Annotated in this window: 20 protein-coding genes and 1 tRNA gene; 2 read left to right on the top strand and 19 right to left on the bottom strand. The window is 67.6% G+C overall.

The features are described 5' to 3' along the window. Positions 1 to 6: 6 nt before the first annotated feature. The 5 genes from ASF80_RS02550 to ASF80_RS02530 all read right to left on the bottom strand — a co-directional run bounded on the left by ASF80_RS02550 (position 7) and on the right by ASF80_RS02530 (position 3,123). Positions 7 to 339: a hypothetical protein gene (locus ASF80_RS02550; protein WP_056307727.1), complete on the bottom strand. Its 333-nt coding sequence runs from the start codon at positions 337 to 339 to the stop codon at positions 7 to 9. 106 nt (positions 340 to 445) lie between these two features. Continuing rightward, a complete protein-coding gene (locus tag ASF80_RS02545; RefSeq protein ID WP_056307724.1) occupies positions 446 to 1,159 on the bottom strand; it encodes a GAF and ANTAR domain-containing protein in 714 nt (237 codons plus the stop codon). Next, complete coding sequence (locus ASF80_RS02540) at positions 1,156 to 1,866, bottom strand: GAF and ANTAR domain-containing protein (RefSeq protein ID WP_056307722.1); 711 nt, start codon at positions 1,864 to 1,866, stop codon at positions 1,156 to 1,158. The genes ASF80_RS02545 and ASF80_RS02540 overlap by 4 nt, the downstream gene beginning before the upstream one ends. Positions 1,867 to 1,968: 102 nt before the next feature. Further along, entirely contained in the window at positions 1,969 to 2,499 is a 531-nt protein-coding gene (locus ASF80_RS02535; RefSeq protein WP_056307720.1) for a GNAT family N-acetyltransferase, read from the bottom strand. A gap of 3 nt (positions 2,500 to 2,502) precedes the next feature. Continuing rightward, complete coding sequence (locus ASF80_RS02530; protein ID WP_042536652.1) at positions 2,503 to 3,123, bottom strand: ANTAR domain-containing response regulator; 621 nt, start codon at positions 3,121 to 3,123, stop codon at positions 2,503 to 2,505. Positions 3,124 to 3,223: 100 nt separating this feature from the next. On the opposite strand from ASF80_RS02530, the gene ASF80_RS02525 reads away from it, so the two are divergent. Continuing rightward, positions 3,224 to 3,306: transfer RNA gene (locus tag ASF80_RS02525), tRNA-Leu, on the top strand. Positions 3,307 to 3,367: 61 nt separating this feature from the next. Here the strand turns inward: ASF80_RS02525 and ASF80_RS02520 are convergent. Beyond that, positions 3,368 to 3,853: a hypothetical protein gene (locus tag ASF80_RS02520; protein WP_157520966.1), complete on the bottom strand. Its 486-nt coding sequence runs from the start codon at positions 3,851 to 3,853 to the stop codon at positions 3,368 to 3,370. A 116-nt stretch (positions 3,854 to 3,969) separates the two neighbouring features. Between ASF80_RS02520 and ASF80_RS02515 the strand changes: the two genes are divergently transcribed. Continuing rightward, complete coding sequence (locus ASF80_RS02515; protein WP_056307715.1) at positions 3,970 to 5,223, top strand: alpha/beta fold hydrolase; 1,254 nt, start codon at positions 3,970 to 3,972, stop codon at positions 5,221 to 5,223. Between the two features lie 6 nt (positions 5,224 to 5,229). On the opposite strand, the gene ASF80_RS02510 is transcribed toward ASF80_RS02515, so the two are convergent. The 13 genes from ASF80_RS02510 to hisG all read right to left on the bottom strand — a co-directional run bounded on the left by ASF80_RS02510 (position 5,230) and on the right by hisG (position 20,383). Next, complete coding sequence (locus ASF80_RS02510; protein ID WP_235559862.1) at positions 5,230 to 5,889, bottom strand: esterase/lipase family protein; 660 nt, start codon at positions 5,887 to 5,889, stop codon at positions 5,230 to 5,232. Between the two features lie 148 nt (positions 5,890 to 6,037). After that, the gene (pyk, locus tag ASF80_RS02505; protein ID WP_056307714.1) at positions 6,038 to 7,489 is read right to left on the bottom strand and encodes a pyruvate kinase; all 1,452 of its coding nucleotides are present in this window, start codon (positions 7,487 to 7,489) and stop codon (positions 6,038 to 6,040) included. A gap of 55 nt (positions 7,490 to 7,544) precedes the next feature. Beyond that, positions 7,545 to 9,011: a glutamate synthase subunit beta gene (locus ASF80_RS02500; RefSeq protein WP_056307710.1), complete on the bottom strand. Its 1,467-nt coding sequence runs from the start codon at positions 9,009 to 9,011 to the stop codon at positions 7,545 to 7,547. Beyond that, positions 9,004 to 13,527, bottom strand: a complete 4,524-nt coding sequence (gene gltB / locus ASF80_RS02495; RefSeq protein WP_120492941.1) for a glutamate synthase large subunit — start codon at positions 13,525 to 13,527, stop codon at positions 9,004 to 9,006. The genes ASF80_RS02500 and gltB overlap by 8 nt, the downstream gene beginning before the upstream one ends. Positions 13,528 to 13,662: 135 nt before the next feature. Continuing rightward, positions 13,663 to 14,691 (bottom strand): prolipoprotein diacylglyceryl transferase, encoded by a 1,029-nt coding sequence (lgt, locus tag ASF80_RS02490; RefSeq protein ID WP_056307706.1) that lies wholly within the window; start codon positions 14,689 to 14,691, stop codon positions 13,663 to 13,665. Positions 14,692 to 14,701: 10 nt separating this feature from the next. Further along, positions 14,702 to 15,505 (bottom strand): tryptophan synthase subunit alpha, encoded by an 804-nt coding sequence (gene trpA / locus ASF80_RS02485; RefSeq protein ID WP_056307704.1) that lies wholly within the window; start codon positions 15,503 to 15,505, stop codon positions 14,702 to 14,704. Then, positions 15,502 to 16,770: a tryptophan synthase subunit beta gene (gene trpB, locus ASF80_RS02480; protein ID WP_056307702.1), complete on the bottom strand. Its 1,269-nt coding sequence runs from the start codon at positions 16,768 to 16,770 to the stop codon at positions 15,502 to 15,504. Before trpB ends, trpA begins: the two co-directional genes overlap by 4 nt. After that, positions 16,770 to 17,543, bottom strand: coding sequence for an indole-3-glycerol phosphate synthase TrpC (gene trpC, locus ASF80_RS02475; protein ID WP_056307699.1), 774 nt, complete (start codon positions 17,541 to 17,543; stop codon positions 16,770 to 16,772). The genes trpB and trpC overlap by 1 nt, the downstream gene beginning before the upstream one ends. Continuing rightward, positions 17,543 to 17,788, bottom strand: coding sequence for an HGxxPAAW family protein (locus ASF80_RS02470; RefSeq protein ID WP_056307697.1), 246 nt, complete (start codon positions 17,786 to 17,788; stop codon positions 17,543 to 17,545). The genes trpC and ASF80_RS02470 overlap by 1 nt, the downstream gene beginning before the upstream one ends. A 48-nt stretch (positions 17,789 to 17,836) precedes the next feature. Further along, entirely contained in the window at positions 17,837 to 18,427 is a 591-nt protein-coding gene (locus ASF80_RS02465; RefSeq protein ID WP_056307695.1) for a Trp biosynthesis-associated membrane protein, read from the bottom strand. After that, the gene (hisI, locus tag ASF80_RS02460) at positions 18,424 to 18,783 is read right to left on the bottom strand and encodes a phosphoribosyl-AMP cyclohydrolase (RefSeq protein WP_056307694.1); all 360 of its coding nucleotides are present in this window, start codon (positions 18,781 to 18,783) and stop codon (positions 18,424 to 18,426) included. The genes ASF80_RS02465 and hisI overlap by 4 nt, the downstream gene beginning before the upstream one ends. Further along, positions 18,780 to 19,541: an imidazole glycerol phosphate synthase subunit HisF gene (gene hisF / locus ASF80_RS02455; RefSeq protein WP_056307692.1), complete on the bottom strand. Its 762-nt coding sequence runs from the start codon at positions 19,539 to 19,541 to the stop codon at positions 18,780 to 18,782. Before hisF ends, hisI begins: the two co-directional genes overlap by 4 nt. Beyond that, complete coding sequence (gene hisG, locus ASF80_RS02450) at positions 19,541 to 20,383, bottom strand: ATP phosphoribosyltransferase (protein WP_056307690.1); 843 nt, start codon at positions 20,381 to 20,383, stop codon at positions 19,541 to 19,543. Before hisG ends, hisF begins: the two co-directional genes overlap by 1 nt. Positions 20,384 to 20,402 lie beyond the last annotated feature (19 nt).

Raw genomic sequence — 20,402 nt, 5'->3', positions numbered from 1 at the left:
CGGATGTCAGACCGACGATTCTCCGTACGTCAGATCGTTGGCCGGCGCTAATCGCAGCGCCGGGTGCCGCTCGACCCACGCCGCCTGCTTCAGGATGTCGGTGACCGTGGTCTCTTCGACCACCTCGGCACCTCTCGACAACGCCGGCACCACGTCCAGATCGACGAGCCAGCCGACGCGCAGCTGCACGCGACGCAGGCGATCCTGCGCGTCCAAGTAGGGGATGTCGACGAAATCGCATTCGTAGGTCCACGACAGAGCGAGAGAATACCTGTGGACCGCCTCCGCCACCAGATCACCGGTGAGGAAGGTCCCGAAGGGCGTCACGATCTGCTTCATCAGAATCCCCGCTCGCTGAAAGACGATGCGCCGGGGTCTGGGGCGTGCCTGCGATTCTACGCACTCCTGGCAGCCCTCACGCACGCACCCCCACCGGGCGACGAGCTCACTCGAGGGTCAGACGCCGTTCCACGATCTGCCGCGCGACGTCGCCGAGTCGCATCGAGTTGCTTCGCGAATGATCGCGGATCAGGGCGAAGGCGTCTTCGATGGGAACCCCGGCGGTGTATGCGACCACGCCCTTGGCCTGTTCGATCACGATCCGGCTGTTGAGGGCATGCTGCAACTGCTCCGCGAGGATCTCGGTCTCGCGCAGCACGCGCTCGTGCAGGATGCCGATGGTCGCGACGTCCGCCAGTGCACGCGCGACGAGCAGGTCGTCTTCGGACGGCTCGCTTCCTGCCGCCTGCAGCAGCGTGAGTGTTCCGATCGTCTTGTCGCGAAGCCGCAGGGGGATCACGAACATCGAGGTGTAGCCCGATGCACGTGCGGCTCGGCGGAACTCGTCTGCGGCGGAACCCAGATCATCGAAATCCGGAACGGCGACCACGGATCCGGACTCGTAGCTGCCGAGCGCGGGGCCCTGGGAGCCGAGCAGGAGCGATTCCACGACTGTGCCCGCCTCGCTCGTCGACGCCACGAGTTCGAGCTCGCCGTTCTGATCGGCGAGCAGGATCCCGGCTGCTGAGATGTCGAGCTCCTCGCGGCAGGCATCGGCGAGCTGCTGCATGAGCTCGACGACGTCGTACTCATCGACGAGCGTGTCCGCGAGTTTCGCGAAGGTACGCAGCAGACGACGGTCGCGTTCGAGTGAGGTCACGTGTCCACCTCGATCGGGCCCGAGTCGTTGCTGAACACGATCTGTCCGGCGAGGACGCCGTCTGCGACCTCCATCACGCTGCTCTCGGTGGCGAACGCGTGTGAATGAAGGAGCAAGCGAGCCTCGTCGGCATCGATGTTGAGCTGTGCCAGGACGATTCCGGTCGCCTGGTGGACCTTTCGCCTGGAGAACGGAGACAACGCGCTCTCGTCGGGGACCTCGAGCTCGCCGATCCTGTCGCGCAGGACGCGACGTGCCACGACCGCGGCAAGCGCGGCGGCACGGGTCGTCTGCACCCTGTCCAAGGTCACCGGCAGATCGGAATAGAGATCGATCGCGCCGAAACGAAGACTGCCCACCGCGAGGGGGAACGCGAAGATCGAGGCGATCGGACCGGACTGGACAGCCCTGCCGAACGCCGGCCAGCGTTCTGTTCCTCGCCTGCCGAGCATCTGGGGCTCCATGACAGGACGGTCCAGCCTCATCGCATCCCAGCAGGGGCCCTCACCCAGATCGAACTGCAGCTCGTCGAGCCATGCAGCCGCTTTGTCCGTCGCCGAGATGGTCTGGCTGCCGAGAAACCCGCCGAGCGTGGAGACGGATGCTCCCGTCACCGGGAGGACGGAGAGGAAGGAGAACGGAAGCTCTTTCACCTGGGTCGCCGGATCATCCAGCCCCTTCAGGGTCGCGCTGAACGCGTCTTCCATGTTTTCACCTCGTCTCCTCCACGCTAGTGGCGCCGGGCATCCATGGCAACGAGCCCGGCCGCGCCGGCGGCGATCGTCTGGCGACGCGCCCAGACCGTGCGATCAGAGGAGCAGCTGGAACAGCAGGTGATCCTGCCACTCCCCCGCTATCCGCAGATACTGCGGCGCGGTCCCGATGCGCTCGAACCCGGTGTCCGCGAGGACGCGCGGCGACCCGGTGTTGTGCAGCAGAGTCGCCGCCTGCAGCCTGTGCAGTCGCGCTTCGTCCCGTGCATACGCGGCGACGTGACGAACACCTGCGGATGCGAGACCGCGACGAAGTCGGGTCCTGTCTATCCAGTAGCCCAGATCGGCATTCCAGAACGCACCGCGGACGATGTTGTTGAGGTTGATCCGCCCGCGGATCTCGCCGTCGGAAGACTCGATCACGAAGCGGATGTTCCGACCGGCGGAGGCTTCGATCACGCACTGCTCGGCGTGGAACTCCTGCCATTGCGGCGTGAAGAACTCCGGCTCTCTGAGCGGTTCCCATGGCGCAAGATGCTCGCGATTCGCAGAGTACGCTCGCGCGAGCGCAGCGCCGTCGCCGATCTTGACCGGACGCAGAATGTGCTCCGCGTCGAGCGGAACCACAGACTACTTCTTAGGCGCGAGCTGCTCGATGATCGCCTTGGCCACGTCCTGCATCGTGAGGCGGCGATCCATCGACGCCTTCTGGATCCAGCGGAACGCCTCGGGCTCCGAGAGGCCCATCTTCTCGTTGAGCAGGCCCTTTGCCCGATCGACGAGCTTGCGGGTCTCGAAGCGCTCGACCATGTCCGCGACCTCGGCCTCGAGCGTGATGATCTGCTCGTGACGTGCCAGAGCGATCTCGATGGCCGGCAGCAGGTCGTTCGGGGTGAAGGGCTTGACGACGTAGGCCAGTGCTCCGGCCTCGCTCGCTCGTTCCACGAGCTCCTTCTGGCTGAATGCCGTCAGGAGCACGACCGGAGCGATGTTGCCCTTGTGCAGCTTCTCGGCCGCGCTGATGCCATCGAGCTGCGGCATCTTGACATCCATGATCACGAGGTCGGGGCGCAGCTCGGTCGCGAGCGCGACGGCGGTCTCACCGTCACCGGCCTCACCGACGACATCGAAGCCGTTGTCGCGGAGGATCTCGACGATGTCGAGACGGATCAGCGACTCGTCCTCGGCGACGACGACGCGTCGGGGTGCGGATGACGTGGGCTGCTCAGCTGCCTGTTCTTGCTCGGTCACGTATCCATCCTAGTGGAGTCGGTCTCCGAGGTCCCGATGGGCGCGGCGCGCGCCCGTGATCATGCCTGCTCTGCGCTACAGTCGAAGACGCGATACACGAGCCGGCGTGGCGGAATGGCAGACGCGGAGCACTCAAAATGCTTTGTCCGAAAGGGCGTGTGGGTTCGAGTCCCACCGCCGGCACACAGCGTGATCGAACCGGGTCCCGCGTCGACTGCACGGGCCGAGCCGGACGCCGCAGAGGTCACTCCCCAGGTGCGGACGCGAGTCGCATCCAGATCTCTCCGTCGATCAGCAGGTACCGATCCAGAGAAGGACGCATCGCGCGAAGCAGTTCGCGCTCCGCGGCAACGGGGCTGTCGGCCTGGAGGAGCTCTACGGGGACGAGACTCTGGATGAGGGTGTCGAGGTTCCGGTCCGACGCCGTGACCGCAGTGCCGTCCACCAGCATCGGTTCATACGCGCGGCCGCCGTGGATCCGCTCGCCGTCCGGGCCGAGGACGGTGTCGCCCCCTCGCGCCTGCGCGAGGTAGGTCGGCACGCAGGCGTACGCATCGCAGGAGCGGAAGCGGCGCTTGAGTCGGTAGCGGACGCCGATGCTCCCGGGCTTCATCGGCGACAGCGGTTCGAGCTCCGACTCGGCGGATGCGCCGGGGAGACCGCTCCCGGGCGCGCCGATCGTGAGCGGGGCGCCGTCGGGGCGCTCACGCGTGTCGGGTTCGAAGGTCACGTCATCCATAGGTGGGGCGAAGACGTGTCGGCCACGGCAGCACCTCGACCAGAGTAGCCGTCCGGTCGCCGATCGTGCATCTGTCGCCCGCCGGAATGATGCGCTAGACAGATCCCATGCATCCGCGCCGAACCGCCGACATCTGGAACCGCACCAGGGCTCGGCGCCGCGGGTTCCTCATCGCTCTGCTGGTCGTCGCGCTGATCGCCGGTGTCTTCGCCGTCGATGCCGTCCGGCGACACGTCGAGGGCGAGGCCGATCTGCAGACCGATCCTGCCTTCTACACCGTCCCCGATCCGCTTCCCGCAGGCGAGCCCGGCGAGATCATCCGCGTCGAGGCGATCGCCAGCGCTCCCCTCGGGTCGACCGCGTGGCGCATGATCTACCACTCCCGTGATCTCTCCGGCACGGACATCCCCGTCTCCGCGGTCGTGATCGTCCCCGACACGCCTGCTCCTGCGCAGGGACGGACCGTCGTCTCGTGGGGACACCCCACGACGGGAGCTGCGCCGAAGTGCGCACCATCGCTCGCCGTCGACCCGTTCCAGCTGATCGAAGGCGTCCATGAGCTCCTTCTCGAGGGATACGCCGTGGTCGCCACCGACTATCCCGGGCTCGGGGCGCAGGGGGCTTCGTCGTATCTGCTCGGGATACCCGAGTCGAACAGTGTGCTCGATGCGGTGCGCGCGGCACGGGGCATCAAGGATGCGCAGATCGGCGCGCAGTTCCTGCTCTGGGGGCACTCGCAAGGCGGGCAGGCGGTGCTGTTCGCAGCCGAGCGCGCCGAGGAGTACGCCCCGGAGCTGACGCTCCTCGGAGTCGCCGTCGCCGCTCCCGCCGCTGACCTCACCGAGCTGATGAGCGACGACATCGTGGACGTCTCCGGTGTCACGATCGCCTCCTACGCGATCCCGGCCTACGAGGCGGCGTACGCGGACAGATACTCCGCCGATGAGCTCGCGGGGATCCTCACACCCGCGGGCATCGCGGCCACCCCCGACATGGCGGCGCTCTGTCTGCTCTCCGAGAACAAGGAGATCCACGCGATAGCCGACCCGCTCATCGGGGGCTACGTGACGAGCGACCCGTCGAAGACCGAACCCTGGAAGACGCTGCTCACCGAGAACAGCGCGGGCTCCACGCCCATCACGGTTCCGGTGTTCGTGGGACAGGGGCTGGCGGACCAACTCGTGAAGCCGACAGCGACGGAGGACTACGTGACGCTCCTCTGCTCGCAGGGGGTCGATGTCAGCTTCCATCGGTATCCGGATGTCGACCACGGCCTCGCCGCATACGCGTCGTTGCCCGAGATGCTGATCTGGCTCTCCGGCGTGACGTCGGGCGCCGCTCCGACGAGCGACTGCCCATAGCGCAGATCAGCCCTCGGCGAGGGCGGCAACCTCGGCGAGGACGCGGGGATCCGCGAGGATGCGGAAGTGCCCTCCGGTCTCGATGCGCACGTTCTTGCGCGCACCGACCAGCTCGCTCCCCTCGGGGATGTGCGGGTCGAATGCGGCGTACACCGACACGATCCTCTCGTTCACCTCGAGATGTTTCGCGAGCTCCACGATCGACGGGTCCGAGGGCGAGAACGCCCACAGTGAGCGGACCGGGAGGAGCCGCGCATAGCGGGATCCTCCGAACGGCGTCGCGACCGCGAGCATCGCGCGGATGCGGCCTCCGGAGGCACCGGCCATCGCGAGCTTTCCCGCAAGCCCGCCCTTGCTGTGCGCGACCAGGATCACATCGGTCATCCGGTTCGTCTCGAGGTACTCCTCCACGACCCGCGCGGCGTCGGGCACCGGCCGCTGATTGCGTTCGAGACCGTCGAGGACGTGGACGGGATGACCGCGATCATGCAGCGCGGTGATCAGCGGCTGCATGAACCTCCAGGTCTCGTACACCCCCGGAAGGATGAGGAGCGGTGCAGCATCACCGCTCGCGAAAGCTGTCGCCTCCTGTCGATCGAACGCCGCCCGGAACTGCCAGTAGACGGCATACGCGTAGTCGGCGATCCACCAGCCAGCCCTCTTCACGAGAAAGATGATCCACTCCCCTGCCACTCTCGCCGACGCGGGTGCGTCCCGCTCGACGATACGCCCGAGGCGATGCTCGGTGCGGCGCCGCCCCGGGGTACGACGAAGGGGCGGAACAATCGCTCCGCCCCTTCGCTGTGAAATCCGATCAGACCGTGGCTTCCTTGTAGATCGGAGCCGCGCCGTTTACGGCGTCCCCGACCTTGTGCACGCGGATGTCATTGGTCGAACCCACGATTCCGGGAGGGGAACCGGAGATGACGACGACCTTGTCTCCCTCGACGGCGAGACCGCTCGAGAGCAGGTAGTCGTCGACCTGCAGGTACATCAGGTCGGTGTGCTGGACCATGTCCACGAGCTTCGACTGGATGCCCCAGGTCAGCGCCATGCGACGGCGGATGTTCGGCTCGGGAGTGAACGCGATCATCGGGATGCGCGAGCGCAGCCGCGACAGACGACGAGCCGAATCGCCCGACTGGGTGAAGACGCAGAGGTACTTCGCCTCGACGAACTCCGCGACCTCGAGGGCTGCGAGGGTGATCGCGCCACCCTGCGTACGGGGCTTGGTCGTCAGGGGCGCGATGCGCTCCAGGCCATGCTCCTCGGTCGACTCGATGATGCGGGCCATGGTCTCGACGACGACGACCGGGTAGTCGCCCACACTGGTCTCGCCCGAGAGCATCACGGCATCGGCACCGTCGAGCACCGCGTTCGCGACGTCCGAGGTCTCGGCGCGCGTGGGCACGGGGCTATTGATCATCGACTCGAGCATCTGCGTCGCGACGATGACCGGCTTCGCCATGCGGCGCGCCAGCTCGACGGCGCGCTTCTGCACGATCGGAACGGCCTCGAGCGGGAGCTCGACGCCGAGGTCACCGCGGGCGACCATGATCGCGTCGAACGCGTCGACGATCCCCTCGAGCGCGTCGACGGCCTGCGGCTTCTCGACCTTGGCGATGACGGGGACCTTGACGCCCTCTTCGGCCATGATCTCGTGCACGCGGCTGACATCCTCCGCGTTGCGGACGAACGACAGGGCGATGAGGTCGGCGCCGATGCGCAGACCCCAGCGGAGGTCGTCCTCGTCCTTCTCGCTCAGTGCGGGGACGTTGACCGCGACACCGGGAAGGTTGATGCCCTTGTTGTTGGACACGGCTCCGGCGACGATGACGCGCGTGGTGACGGTGACACCGTCGGTCTCGACGACCTCGACGCGGACCTTGCCGTCGTCGATCAGCAGGAAGTCGCCCGGCTTGACGTCCTGGGGCAGGCCCTTGAAGGTCGTGCCGCAGATGTCCTTGTTGCCGATGATGTCTTCGGTCGTGATCTTGAAGATGTCGCCCTTGGCGAGCTCGTAGGGGCCGGCCTCGAACTTGCCGAGGCGGATCTTCGGTCCCTGCAGGTCGACGAGGATGGCGACCGCGCGGCCGGCGTCGTCGGCTGCACGACGCACGTTGGCGTAGTTGTTCTCGTGCACGGAGTAGTCGCCGTGGCTGAGGTTCAGACGGGCGACGTCCACGCCGGCGTCGATGAGTGCACGTACGGTCTCATACGTGGATGTGGCGGGGCCCAGGGTGGCGACGATTTTCGCGCGTCTCAAAGATTGCTCCAGGGTAGTGGGGGATGGAAATCAGGCGACGGTGCCGCGGCTCAGCCTACGCGGGCTGAAGGCCGATAGCGACTTCATGCGGACGCACCGGCTCGGGCAGCACGGTGGTTCCCATGAGGAACCGGTCGACGTTCGCGGCGGCCGCACGGCCCTCGGCGATCGCCCAGACGATGAGCGACTGCCCGCGGCCCGCATCACCGGCGACGAAGACGCCGGGAACGGTGGACTCGTAGCTGTCGTCGCGACGGAAGGCGCCACGGTCTGTCAGCTGCGGAAGAGTGTCTTCGGTGTAGCCGTCCTGCTCGGGTCCGGTGAAGCCCATCGCGATGAGAACGAGGTCAGCGGGGATCTCGCGCTCGGTGCCGCTCTTGGGCACGCGACGGCCGTCGATGAACTCGGTCTCGGCCACGCGCAGAGCCCGCACCTCGCCCACGTCGTTCGAGAGGAACTCGACGGTCGAGGCGAGGAAGACCCGCTCGCCGCCTTCTTCATGAGCAGACGCCACCTCGAACAGGGTGGGCATCATCGGCCAGGGCTGGTGTCCGGGACGCTCGGTGCCCGGCTGCTTGCCGATCGCGAGGTTGGTGACGCTCAGCGCGCCCTGACGGTGAGCCGTACCGATGCAGTCCGCACCGGTGTCGCCGCCTCCGATGACGATGACGTGCTTGCCCTCGGCCGTGATCTGCTCGGGGACCTTGTCACCGGCGACCGCGTGGTTGGACTCGACGAGGTACTCCATGGCGAAGTGCACGCCGTCGAGGTCACGGCCGGGGATGGACAGGTCGCGGGGAACCGTGGACCCGGTGGCGATCACGATCGCGTCGTAGCGCGCCCGGAGGTCGGCCCAGGAGATGTCCTTGCCGATCTCGACTCCAGCGCGGAAGCGAGTGCCCTCTTCCTGCATCTGGCGAAGGCGCGATTCGAGCTGCCCCTTCTCCATCTTGAAGTCGGGGATGCCGTAGCGCAGCAGACCGCCGATGCGATCGTCGCGCTCGAAGACCGCGACCGTGTGGCCTGCCCTGGTCAGCTGCTGAGCGGCGGCGAGGCCCGCGGGCCCGGAGCCGACGACGGCGACCGTCTTGCCGGTCAGCCGAGCGGGAGGCTGCGGCTCGACCCAGCCCTTGGCGAAGGCCTCGTCGATGATCGAGACCTCGATCTGCTTGATCGTGACCGCGGGCTGGTTGATGCCGAGCACGCACGAGCTCTCGCACGGGGCGGGGCACAGACGGCCGGTGAACTCCGGGAAGTTGTTCGTGGCGTGCAGACGATCGATCGCCGCTCGTCCTTCGCCGCGCCAGGTCAGGTCGTTCCACTCGGGGATCAGGTTGCCGAGGGGGCAGCCCTGGTGGCAGAACGGCACACCGCAGTCCATGCAGCGACCGGCCTGGCGCTTGAGCACCGCCTGATCGCCCGCCTCGTAGACCTCTTTCCAGTCCATGATGCGCACCGGCACGGGGCGACGCTGGGGGAGCTCACGCTCCGTGGTCTTCAGAAAGCCTTTGGGGTCAGCCACCGGTCACCTCCAGGATGCGGTTCCAGACGATGTCGCCGTCGGGATCGATGCCCTCGGCCACTGCTTCCTCGCGCATGCTGCGCACTGCGGCGTAGTCCCTCGGAAGCACCTTCGTGAACTGGCCGGCGGTCTCATCGAACCGCGCCAGGATGTCGGATCCGAGCGGCGATGCCGTCTTCTCCACGTGTGCGACGATCAGGCTGCGCAGCACCTCGAGATCGGCGCGGTCGAGCGGCTCGAGCCGGAGCTCGCCGCTGCCGAGCGACTGCGCGTTCACCTTGCCGGTGTCGAGCGAGTGGATGTAGGCCACTCCCCCGGACATTCCGGCGCCGAGGTTGCGACCCGTCGATCCGAGGATCACCGCGACGCCGCCCGTCATGTACTCGAGGGCGTGATCTCCCACGCCCTCGACGACCGCGGTCGCCCCCGAGTTCCTCACGAGGAACCGCTCGCCGACGACACCCGACAGGAACATGGTTCCCGCCGTCGCGCCGTAGCCGATGACGTTGCCGGCGATCACGTTCTCGTGCGGCGCGATGGCCGAACCCCGTGCCGGACGGATCGTGATGTCGCCGCCCGAGAGCCCCTTGCCGACGTAGTCGTTGGCATCGCCCTCGAGACGAAGCACGATGCCCGAAGGCAGGAACGCGCCGAGCGACTGTCCGGCGGTGCCGTGCAGTGTGACGTCGATCGTGCCGCTGGGGAGCCCTGCCGCGCCGTGCCGAGAGGTGACCTGGTGGCCCAGCATCGTCCCGACCGCACGCTCCGTGTTGGCGATCGGCAGCTCGACGACCACGGGCTCGCCGTTCAGGAGAGCGGGCTTCGCGATGTCGATCAGCTGCACGTCGAAGTGCTTCTCGAGCTCGTGATCCTGGGTGCGGCGGCTGCGACGCGGTTCGCTCGCCGGGAATGCCGGTCCGTCGAGCACCGGGCTCAGGTCGAGACCCTCGGCCTTCCAGTGCTCCAGCGCGGCGTTCGCCTCGATCAGCTCTGCGCGTCCGACGATCTCGTCGATCGAGCGGAAGCCGAGCTCTGCGAGCAGCTCGCGCACCTCTTCGGCGATGAACTCCATGAAATTCACCACGAACTCCGGCTTGCCCGTAAAGCGCTCGCGAAGAACCGGGTTCTGGGTGGCGACGCCCACGGGGCAGGTGTCGAGGTGGCAGACGCGCATCATGATGCAGCCGCTGACGACGAGGGGTGCGGTCGCGAAACCGAACTCCTCCGCGCCGAGCAGCGCGCCGATGATGACGTCGCGGCCTGTCTTCAGCTGACCGTCGACCTGCACCACCACGCGGTCGCGCATGCCGTTGAGCATGAGCGTCTGCTGCGTCTCGGCAAGACCGAGCTCCCACGGGGTTCCCGCGTGCTTGAGGGAGTTCATCGGGCTCGCACCCGTGCCTCCGTCATGACCGGACACGAGGATGACGTCGCTGAGAGCCTTGGCGACACCTGCGGAGACCGCTCCGATGCCGGACTGGCTGACGAGCTTGGTGTGGATGCGCGCCTCGGGGTTCGCCCGCTTCAGGTCGAAGATGAGCTGCTTGAGGTCTTCGATCGAGTAGATGTCGTGGTGAGGAGGGGGCGAGATCAGACCGACACCCGGCGTTCCCCCACGCGTGCGGGCGACCCAGGGGTACACCTTCTGCGGGGGCAGCTGACCGCCTTCGCCGGGCTTGGCGCCCTGGGCGAGCTTGATCTGGATGTCGTCGGCCTCGGTGAGGTACAGGCTCGTGACGCCGAAGCGACCGGATGCGACCTGCTTGATGGCGCTGCGACGCTCGGGGTCGAGCAGACGGTCGGTGTCCTCGCCGCCTTCACCGGTGTTCGACTTGCCGCCGATCCGGTTCATGGCGATCGCGAGGGTCTCGTGCGCCTCTTTGGAGATCGAGCCGTAGCTCATGGCCCCCGTGGAGAAGCGCTTGACGATCGCGGAGACCGGCTCGACCTCGTCGAGAGGAACGGGCTTGCGGGTCCCGGTGCGCAGCGTGAACATCCCACGCAGCGTCTTGAGCTCGGCAGCCTGGTCGTCGACGAGCTTGGTGTACTCGCGGAAGATGTCGAAGCGGCGCTCACGCGTGGCGTGCTGCAGCTTGAACACGGTCTCGGGGTTGAAGAGGTGCGGCGAGCCGTCACGACGCCACTGGTACTCGCCACCGGTCCAGAGACGCTCGTGGGCACGAGCCGCCTCGTCTTCGGGATAGGCGTAGTCGTGACGCGCCTGGTTCTCGATGAAGATCTCTTGGATGCCGATGCCACCGAGCTTCGACTCGGTGCGCGTGAAGTAGCGGTCGATGAACTCCTCGCTCAGACCGACGGCTTCGAACACCTGAGCACCGGCGTACGAGGAAACCGTGGAGATGCCCATCTTCGACATGATCTTCAGCACACCCTTGCCGAGCGCGTAGATCAGGTTGCGGACGGCCTTCTCGGGGCTGATGCCCGTGATGTAGCCGGTGCGCACGAGGTGCTCCACCGTCTCCATCGCGAGGTACGGGTTCACCGCCGAGGCGCCGTAGCCGATCAGGGTCGCGACGTGATGGACCTCGCGGACGTCACCGGCCTCGACGATCAGACCGACCTTCATACGGTTCTCACGACGGATCAGGTGGTGGTGCACGGCCGAGACCATGAGCAGCGACGGGATCGGGGTCAGATCCTTGTTCGAGTCGCGGTCGGACAGGATGATGAACTCGGCACCCTGCTCGATGGCCTCGTCGACCTCGTCGCACATCTCCGTCAGACGCTTCTCGAGCGTGTTCGATCCCGCGTCGAAGTGGTACAGGCCCCTGATGGTCACGCTGGAGCGATCGGGCATCGCCTTGTCGATGTGGCGGATCTTCGCCAGCTCGTCGTTGTCGATCACCGGGAAGTCGAGCGACACCGTGCGGGTGTGGTCGGGTCCCCAGGTGAGCAGGTTGCTCTCGGGGCCGAGGCCGAGCTTGAGGCTGGTGACGACCTCTTCGCGGATCGAGTCCAGCGGCGGGTTGGTGACCTGCGCGAACTGCTGCGTGAAGTAGTCGAAGAGCAGACGCGGACGCTTGCTGAGCACGGCGATCGGGGTGTCCGATCCCATGGCGCCCAGCGGCTCCATCCCGGTCTGCCCCATCGGGGTGAGGAGGATCCGCACCTCTTCCTCCGTGTAGCCGAAGGTGCGCTGACGACGGGTGATCGATGCCGGCGGGTGCACGATGTGCTCACGCTCGGGGAGATCGGCGAGACGCACCGATCCGGCATCCAGCCACTCCTGCCAGGGGTGCATGGTGGCGAGGTCATGCTTGACCTCTTCGTCCTCGATGATGCGCTTCTGCGCCGTGTCGACGAGGAACATCTTGCCGGGCTGCAGGCGCCCGCGGCGCTTGATGCGCTCGGGCTCGAACGTGAGCACACCGGTCTCGGAGCCGATCACGATCAGCCCGTCGGTGGTCTCGGTCCAGCGCCCCGGGCGCAGTCCGTTGCGGTCGAGGGTCGCGCCGACGACCGTGCCGTCGGTGAAGATGAGCGCTGCGGGGCCGTCCCACGGCTCCATCTGGTTCGAGTGGTACTCGTAGAACGAGCGCAGCTCCGGCGAGATGTCGGACTGCTTCTCGTAAGCCTCGGGAACCATCATCATGATGGCGTGCGGCAGGCTGCGTCCTGTGAGGGTCAGCAACTCGAGCACCTCGTCGAAGGACGCCGAGTCGCTGGCTCCGTCGGTGCAGATCGGCAGCAGGGGCGCGACATCGCCGAGCAGCTCGGACTCGAGCTGAGACTGACGCGCGCGCATCCAGTTGCGGTTTCCGCCGACCGTGTTGATCTCGCCGTTGTGCGCGAGCATGCGCAGCGGCTGCGCGAGCGGCCACGACGGGAACGTGTTGGTCGAGTAGCGCGAGTGCACGACCGCGAGCTCGGACATGAAGCGCTCGTCCTGCAGATCGGGGTAGAACGGCTCGAGCTGCAGGGTCGTGACCATTCCCTTGTACCCGAGGGTGCGGGCCGACAGCGATACGAAATAGGCGCCGAGCTCGTGCCCTGCGCGCTTGCGCAGACGGTAGGCGATGCGGTCGAGGGCGATCCCCGTCAGAGGCGCCTGCGAGTGCGTCGCTCCCCCAGCGCTCACGAAGAGCTGCTCGAACGCGGGGCGCGCCTCGTCGGCGAGCTTTCCGAGGTTGTCGTTGACCGTGGGCACCTCGCGCCATCCGAGGACGCGCAGGCCCTCGGCGCGGGCGATCTTCTCGATGCCGGCCTTCTGCTGGCGGCGCTCGCTGGAGTCACGCGGGAGGAATGCCAGACCCGCGGCGTATTCGCCGACCGGGGGCAGTTCGAAATCGGTGACCGCTCGCAGGAACGCGTCGGGCATCTGCGTCAGGATGCCCGCACCGTCTCCGGTGCCGGCGTCGGAGCCGATCGCACCGCGATGCTCGAGGTTGCGCAGCGCTTCGAGCGCCAGCGCGATGATGTCGTGGCCGGCTTCGCCACGCAGAGTGGCGACCATGGCCAGGCCGCAGGCGTCCTTCTCGAACGCCGGGTTGTACATGCCCTGCTTCGGCGGGTAAGCGCCGGAGGCGCCGTAGGGAGGCTGAAAATACACCAGTACCGTCCTCAGATCTTCAGATGACCCGGGGACGTCATTGGCCGGGTGGATGCGATGGGGTCCGCACGGACCGGTCGGCTATCGAGCGCCTTCCGTCTCCGTGGGAGCGGTGCTTGTGGCGCTGGCTCCTGCGGCGACTTCTTCGGACGGAGGCTCACTCACGTCCACGAAATCGGAGGTATTGTCCTGCGATTCTACATCAGCGTCCAGGTCCTTCCGGCCGCGACCGGGCTGGTACGGCGAAGGCTCGAGTCCGGGGTGACGGCGGGACTGCACCACGAGGATTGCGAGACCCACCACGATGCCGATGATCGCAGCCCAGACGTTGCTGCGCAGCCCGAGGATGATCTCGCTCGGATCGATGCGGATCGACTCCCACACGACACGGCCGGCGCTGTACCAGATGAGGTAGATCGCGAAGAGCTTTCCCCACTGGAACGCGGTCGCCTTGCGGCTGAGCCACAGGAGCACGATGACGCCGAGGACGTTCCAGATCACTTCGTAGAGGAAGGTCGGGTGGAACAGCGTGCCCTCGGGAAGGCCCGGGGGGAACGCCGAGTTGTCGGAGGGGATCTCGAGACCCCACGGCAGGTCGGTCGGGAGTCCGTAGAGCTCCTTGTTGAACCAGTTGCCGAACCGACCCATGGCCTGTGCGAGAAGGAGGCCGGGTGCCAGTGCGTCGGCGAAGGTCCAGAAGCGGATGCCGGTCCAGCGGCAGCCCAGGTAGGCGCCGATGGCGCCACCGATGAGCGCGCCGAAGATGGCGATGCCGCCCTCCCAGATGGCCCACACGGAGCCCGGCTCGAACGGGTTCCAGGTGTTCTTGCCCTCGCCGAAGTAGAAGTTCGGGTGAGTGAGCACGTGGAAGATGCGTGCGCCGATGATCGCGATCGGAACGGCGAGGATCGAGATGTCGATCACGACCCACGGCTCTGCCCCGCGCTTGGTGAGGCGGTGGTTGGTCAGCAGCACGGCGGCGATGATGCCGGCGATGATGCAGAGCGCGTAGAAGTGGATCCGGAGCGGGCCGAGGTCGATGTACGAGACCGGAGGGCTCGGGATGCTGGCGAGCACGCCGCTGAAGGTGCTGTGGAGCGCGAGGGACATGGTTGCGATTCTAGTTCTCGTGTGCGGGGCGCGACGACGACGTGCCGACGGCCAGGTTTCGGGTGACCTCTGCGAGGGCGGGGATGCCCCCGTCGCGGAGGGCTCGGACGAGTGCGGTGCCGACGATGGCGCCGTCGGCGTACTCGGAGACACCGGCGATCTGCTCGGCGGTCGAGATGCCGATGCCGACGCAGGCGCGGATGCTGCCGTGTTCGCGGAGGCGACCGACCAGGGTGCGCGCCGCCCGATCGAGCTCGGTGCGCTCCCCCGTGATGCCCATGGTCGAGACGGTGTAGACGAAGCCCGTCGACGATTTCACGACGAGCTCGAGACGCTCATCGGTCGATGTGGGGGCGGCGAGGAAGACGCGGTCGAGACCGGTCCGCTCGCTCGCGGCGATCCACTCGCCTGCGACATCGGGTGTGATGTCGGGAGTGATGAGTCCTGCCCCACCGGCCGCCAGCAGATCGTCGGCGTAGCGATCGACGCCGTACTGGAACACCGGATTCCAGTACGTCATCACCAGCACGGGGACATCGGTGGCGGCGGTGATCGCCCGGACCGCCGTGAAGAGGTCCTTCATCTTGAACCCGTTCGCGAGCGCAGCGGTGGTGGCCTCCTGGATCACGGCGCCGTCCATCACAGGGTCGCTGTAGGGCGGGCCGAGCTCGATGATGTCCACGCCGTTCTCGGCAAGGGCGATCGCGGCCTGGATGCTGGTCTCGAGATCGGGGAATCCCACGGGGAGATATCCGACGAATGCGCTGCGACCCGCTTCGTGTGCGGCGGCGATCGCCTGTTCTACGCGACTCAAAGCTCCGGCTCCCCCTTCGACGCCGACTGCTCTTCGGCGCTCTCCTCGGAGACGTCGTGCGCGAGCGCCTCGGCGTCGTAGAGATCGAAGTACCGTGCAGCGGTGTCCATGTCCTTGTCGCCGCGGCCCGAGAGGCAGATCGCGATCACGGCATCCGGCCCGAGCTCACGCCCGATGCGCAGCGCGCCGGCCAGAGCATGGGCCGACTCGATCGCGGGGATGATGCCCTCGGTGCGGCTCAGCAGTCGCAGCGACTGCATGGCCTCGTCGTCGGTGGCCGGGATGTACTCGGCTCGTCCGATGTCGGCGAGCCAGGAGTGCTCCGGACCCACGCCCGGGTAGTCGAGCCCGGCCGAGATCGAGTGCGACTCGATCGTCTGTCCGTCCTCGTCCTGCAGCACATAGGTCTTCGCGCCGTGCAGGATGCCCGGACGTCCGCGCTCGATGGACGCCGCGTGACGGGGCGTGTCGACGCCATCGCCCGCGGCCTCGACGCCGTAGAGCCTGACGCCCTCGTCGTCGAGGAAGGCGTCGAACATGCCGATCGCGTTCGAGCCTCCGCCGACGCACGCGACGACCGCATCTGGCAGGCGTCCGACCTCGTCGAGCAGCTGCTGACGGGCCTCCTCGCCGATGATCTTCTGGAAGTCGCGCACCATCGCGGGGAACGGGTGCGGGCCCGCGGCGGTGCCGAAGATGTAGTTGGTGTTCTCGACGGTCGCGACCCAGTCGCGGTACGCGTCGTTGATGGCGTCCTTCAGCGTGCGGGATCCCGACGTGACGGCGATGACCTCGGCGCCCAGCAGACGCATCCGCGCGACGTTGAGCGCCTGGCGCTCCGTGTCGACCTCGCCCATGTAGATCGTGCACTCGAGCCCGAACAGCGCGGCGGCGGTGGCCGTGGCGACGCCGTGCTGGCCGGCACCCGTCTCGGCGATCACACGCGTCTTGCCGAGGCGCTTGGTCAGAAGCGCCTGACCCAGCACGTTGTTGATCTTGTGCGAGCCGGTGTGGTTCAGGTCTTCGCGCTTGAGGAAGACCCGCGCGCCGCCGGCGTGCTCGGCGAAACGCGCGACCTCGGTCAACGGCGACGGGCGCCCCGCGTACGAACTGAGCAGGGACGCGAGCTCGGAGCGGAAGGCCGGGTCTGCGATCGCGTCGGCATACGCCGCGGAGAGCTCGTCGATCGCGGCGATCAGCGATTCGGGCATATACCGTCCGCCGTAGTCGCCGAACAGTGGACCATGCTGATCACGCAGGCTCATCACGCCTCCAGGAAGCTCTTGAGTGTGGCGACCGGGTCGCCCGTGACGAGCGCCTCACCGATCAGGACGACGTCGGCGCCCGCAGAGCGGTAGTGCGTGACGTCTGCGGGGGTGAGTACGGCGGACTCGGCGATCTTGACCGCGGAGTCCGGGATGCGCTCGACCAGGCGGCCGAACAGGTCGCGGTCGAGCTCGAGGGTCTTCAGGTCGCGAGCGTTGACCCCGATCAGAGGCGCACCGAGGTCGATCGCGACCTCGAGCTCGTCAGCAGAGTGCGTCTCGACCAGAGGGGTCATGCCGAGCTCCGTGATGAAGCCGAAGAGGTCGTCGAGGACCGCGCGCTCGAGTCCGGCGACGATCAGCAGCACGAGATCGGCACCCGCGGCACGCGCCTCGAGCACCTGGTAGCGGTTCGCGATGAAGTCCTTGCGGAGCACCGGCAGCGAGACGCGGGCGGTGACCGCCTCGAGGTCGGCCAGGCTGCCGCCGAAGCGGCGCTCCTCGGTGAGGACGCTGATGGCCGAGGCTCCCCCTGTCTCGTAAAGCGACGCCTGCAGTGCCGGGTCGGGGATCTCGGCGAGGGCGCCGCGAGACGGGCTCGCGCGCTTGACCTCGGCGATGATCTTGACCCGCTCGGCGGGAGCGAGGAAGGAGAGTGCGTCTTTGGCGGCGGGGCGCGCCAGAGCATCGCGCTCGACCTCGGCCAGCGGCCGGGTGAGTGCGCGACGTTCTGCGTCAGCGACTGCGCCGGCCGTGAGGTCGGCGAGGACCATTAGTGCGCCTTCGGCGAGTACTTGGGGCCCTTCACGCCGTAACCGGCCTTCGCGAGCAGCCAGCCCACGAGCGCGCCGATCGGGACGATGGCGGCGCCGACCCAGATCAGGGCGACCCACACAGGGCTGAACTCGGCGAGGCAGAATGCCAGCGTGCCGATCGTGAAGCCCGCGAGCATGATGATCACGGCGGTCCATGCTGCCGGCGAGTGTCCGTGGCCGGGGTCAGCGATCGGGTTGGTCATGGTCTCCTCCGGGGGACGACGTGGTGGGTCGGTTCAAGTCTATCGGGGTCATCGTGTGGGGTCGGTTCCGCGGGACAGGTCGTCCCACGAATCGATCGCGTCCACAGGGCCTGCGGCGGCTTCCACGTGCGCGGCAGCGGTGCGGTAGCGGCGCCCGCCCGTCTTCCAGCGACGCCAGGTGAGCAGGACCACCAGGGACGCTGCCAGCAGGACGACCCACCCGATCAGCGTCATGACCGGCCAGGCAGAGAGCTCGATGCCCGCGACGACGTCGGCGATCGCCGAACTCCCCGCGAGTCCTGTGGTCTCGGTCACCGTCGGTCCGACCGCGCTCAAGGGTTCGGAGATCAGCAGCTGGAAGGTCGTCCACCCGAGGAACAGAGCGCTGGCAGCGCCGAGCACACCGAACACGAGACGGACCACCGGGCCGACGATCGACAGGGCGATGCCGAGCGCGAGCACGGCCAGGCTCAGCGGTGCGAGAAGCGGCAGCGCGGAGGCTCCCGGAACCAGGATCGCCTCGCCGGCATCGGCACGCGTGACGGTCAGCCAGGTCTGGGTCGACGAGATGATACCGATCGCACCGGACAGCAGGAAGCCGGAGACGGCGATGGAGCGACCTCGACGGGCGAAGGTCATGCGGATGCGCCCCCTTCGACGGCCTCGAGGTCGTTCGAGTCGAAGCAGGTTCGCGTGCCGGTGTGGCAGGCGGGCCCGGTCTGGTCGACGCGGAGCAGGATCGCATCGCCGTCGCAGTCGAGGCGGGCCTCGTGCACGACCTGGATGTGGCCGGAGGTGTCGCCCTTGCGCCAGTACTCCTGCCGTGACCGCGACCAGTAGACGGCGCGACCCGATGTGAGGGTCCTGCGCAGCGCCTCGGCATCGACCCACGCGAGCATGAGGACCTCTGCGGTGTCCCACTGCTGCACGATGACGGGGGCGAGCCCGTCTGCGTTGAAGGCGACCTGAGCGATGCGCTCCTCGACGTCGGTCATCGGACGATCACTCCCTCGGCGCGCAGCGCGTCCTTCACATCGCCGACGGTGAGAGCGCCCGTGTGGAACACGCTCGCGGCCAGCACGGCGTCCGCCCCGGCCTTGATGGCAGGTGCGAAGTCATCGGCCTTGCCCGCGCCGCCCGAGGCGATGACCGGCACGGATGCCGCCTCGCGCATGAGCTTCACCAGTTCGAGATCGAAGCCGTCGCGCGTGCCGTCGGCGTCGATCGAGTTGACCAGCAGCTCTCCGGCACCGCGCTCTGCGGCTTCCCGCGCCCAGTCGAGCGCGTCGAGAGTCGTCTGTGTGCGTCCGCCGTGCGTGGTGACCACGAACCCGGAGGGGGTCGTGTCTGCACGCTTGACGTCGAGCGAGAGCACGAGCACCTGCGCACCGAAGCGGTCGGCGATCTCGCCGATGAACTCCGGTCGCGCGATCGCGGCGGAATTGACGCCGACCTTGTCAGCACCGACCGAGAGAAGACGCGCCACGTCGTCGACGCTGCGCACTCCCCCGCCGACCGTCAGCGGGACGAAGACCTGCTCCGCCGTGCGCTGCACCACGTCGTACGTCGTCGCGCGGGCATCGACGGTCGCTGTGACGTCGAGGAAGGTGATCTCGTCAGCGCCCTGCGCCGCATAGTGCCGCGCGAGCTCGACAGGGTCGCCCATGTCGCGGAGGTTCTCGAAGTTGACACCCTTGACGACGCGCCCGTCGGCCACGTCGAGACACGGGATGACTCGGCTCGCGAGCGTCATCAGAGCCTCGCGTTGTGGATCGCCGTGACGAGGATCGCGCGGGCGCCGAGTGCGTACAGCGCGTCCATCACGGGGTTCACGCGTGCACGCGCCACCATCACGCGAACCGCGACCCACTCCGGGTCGCGCAGCGGAGAGACGGTCGGCGACTCGATGCCCCCGGCGATCTTCACCGCGTCGTCGAGCAGCGCCAGCGGCAGGTCGTAGTCGATCATCACGAATCGGCGGGCGACCATCACTCCGCGCAGGCGACGCAGCAGCGTCTCGGAGCCCTCAGCGTCCTGCGGGCCGGCGATCAGGACGGCTTCGGACTGGAGGATGACAGGACCGAAGACGTCGAGCCCCGCCTGACGCAGGGTCGTGCCGGTCTCGACGACGTCCGCGACGGCGTCGGCGACGCCGAGGCGCACGGCCGACTCGACCGCACCGTCGAGCGGCACGAGGTCGACCGCGATGCCGCGCTCATCGAGGAAGGCGTCGACCAGCCCGGGGTACGAGGTGGCGATGCGGAGCCCGTCGAGCTCTGAGACGTCGGTGTAGCGGCCGGAGGGCGCAGCGAAGCGGAACGTGGAGCCGGCGAAGCCGAGCGCCTCGATCTCGCGCGCACCCGGCATGCGGGCGTCGAGCAGGAGATCGCGACCCGTGATGCCGACGTCGATGGCTCCCGAGCCGACGTAGGTGGCGATGTCCTTGGGACGGAGGTAGAAGAACTCGACGTCGTTTTCGGTGTCGACGACGTGGAGGGTCTTCGGGTCACGACGACCGGCGTAACCGGCCTCCGCGAGCATGTCGGCGGCCGTCTCGGAGAGAGAGCCCTTGTTGGGAACAGCAATGCGCAGCATGGGATGCCTTCAGATCGAA

This window comes from Microbacterium sp. Leaf159 (assembly GCF_001423615.1).
Classification (GTDB): Bacteria; Actinomycetota; Actinomycetes; order Actinomycetales; family Microbacteriaceae; genus Microbacterium.
Note: the sequence above shows the minus strand (reverse complement) of the source record. Positions and strands in the feature narration are given on the sequence as shown.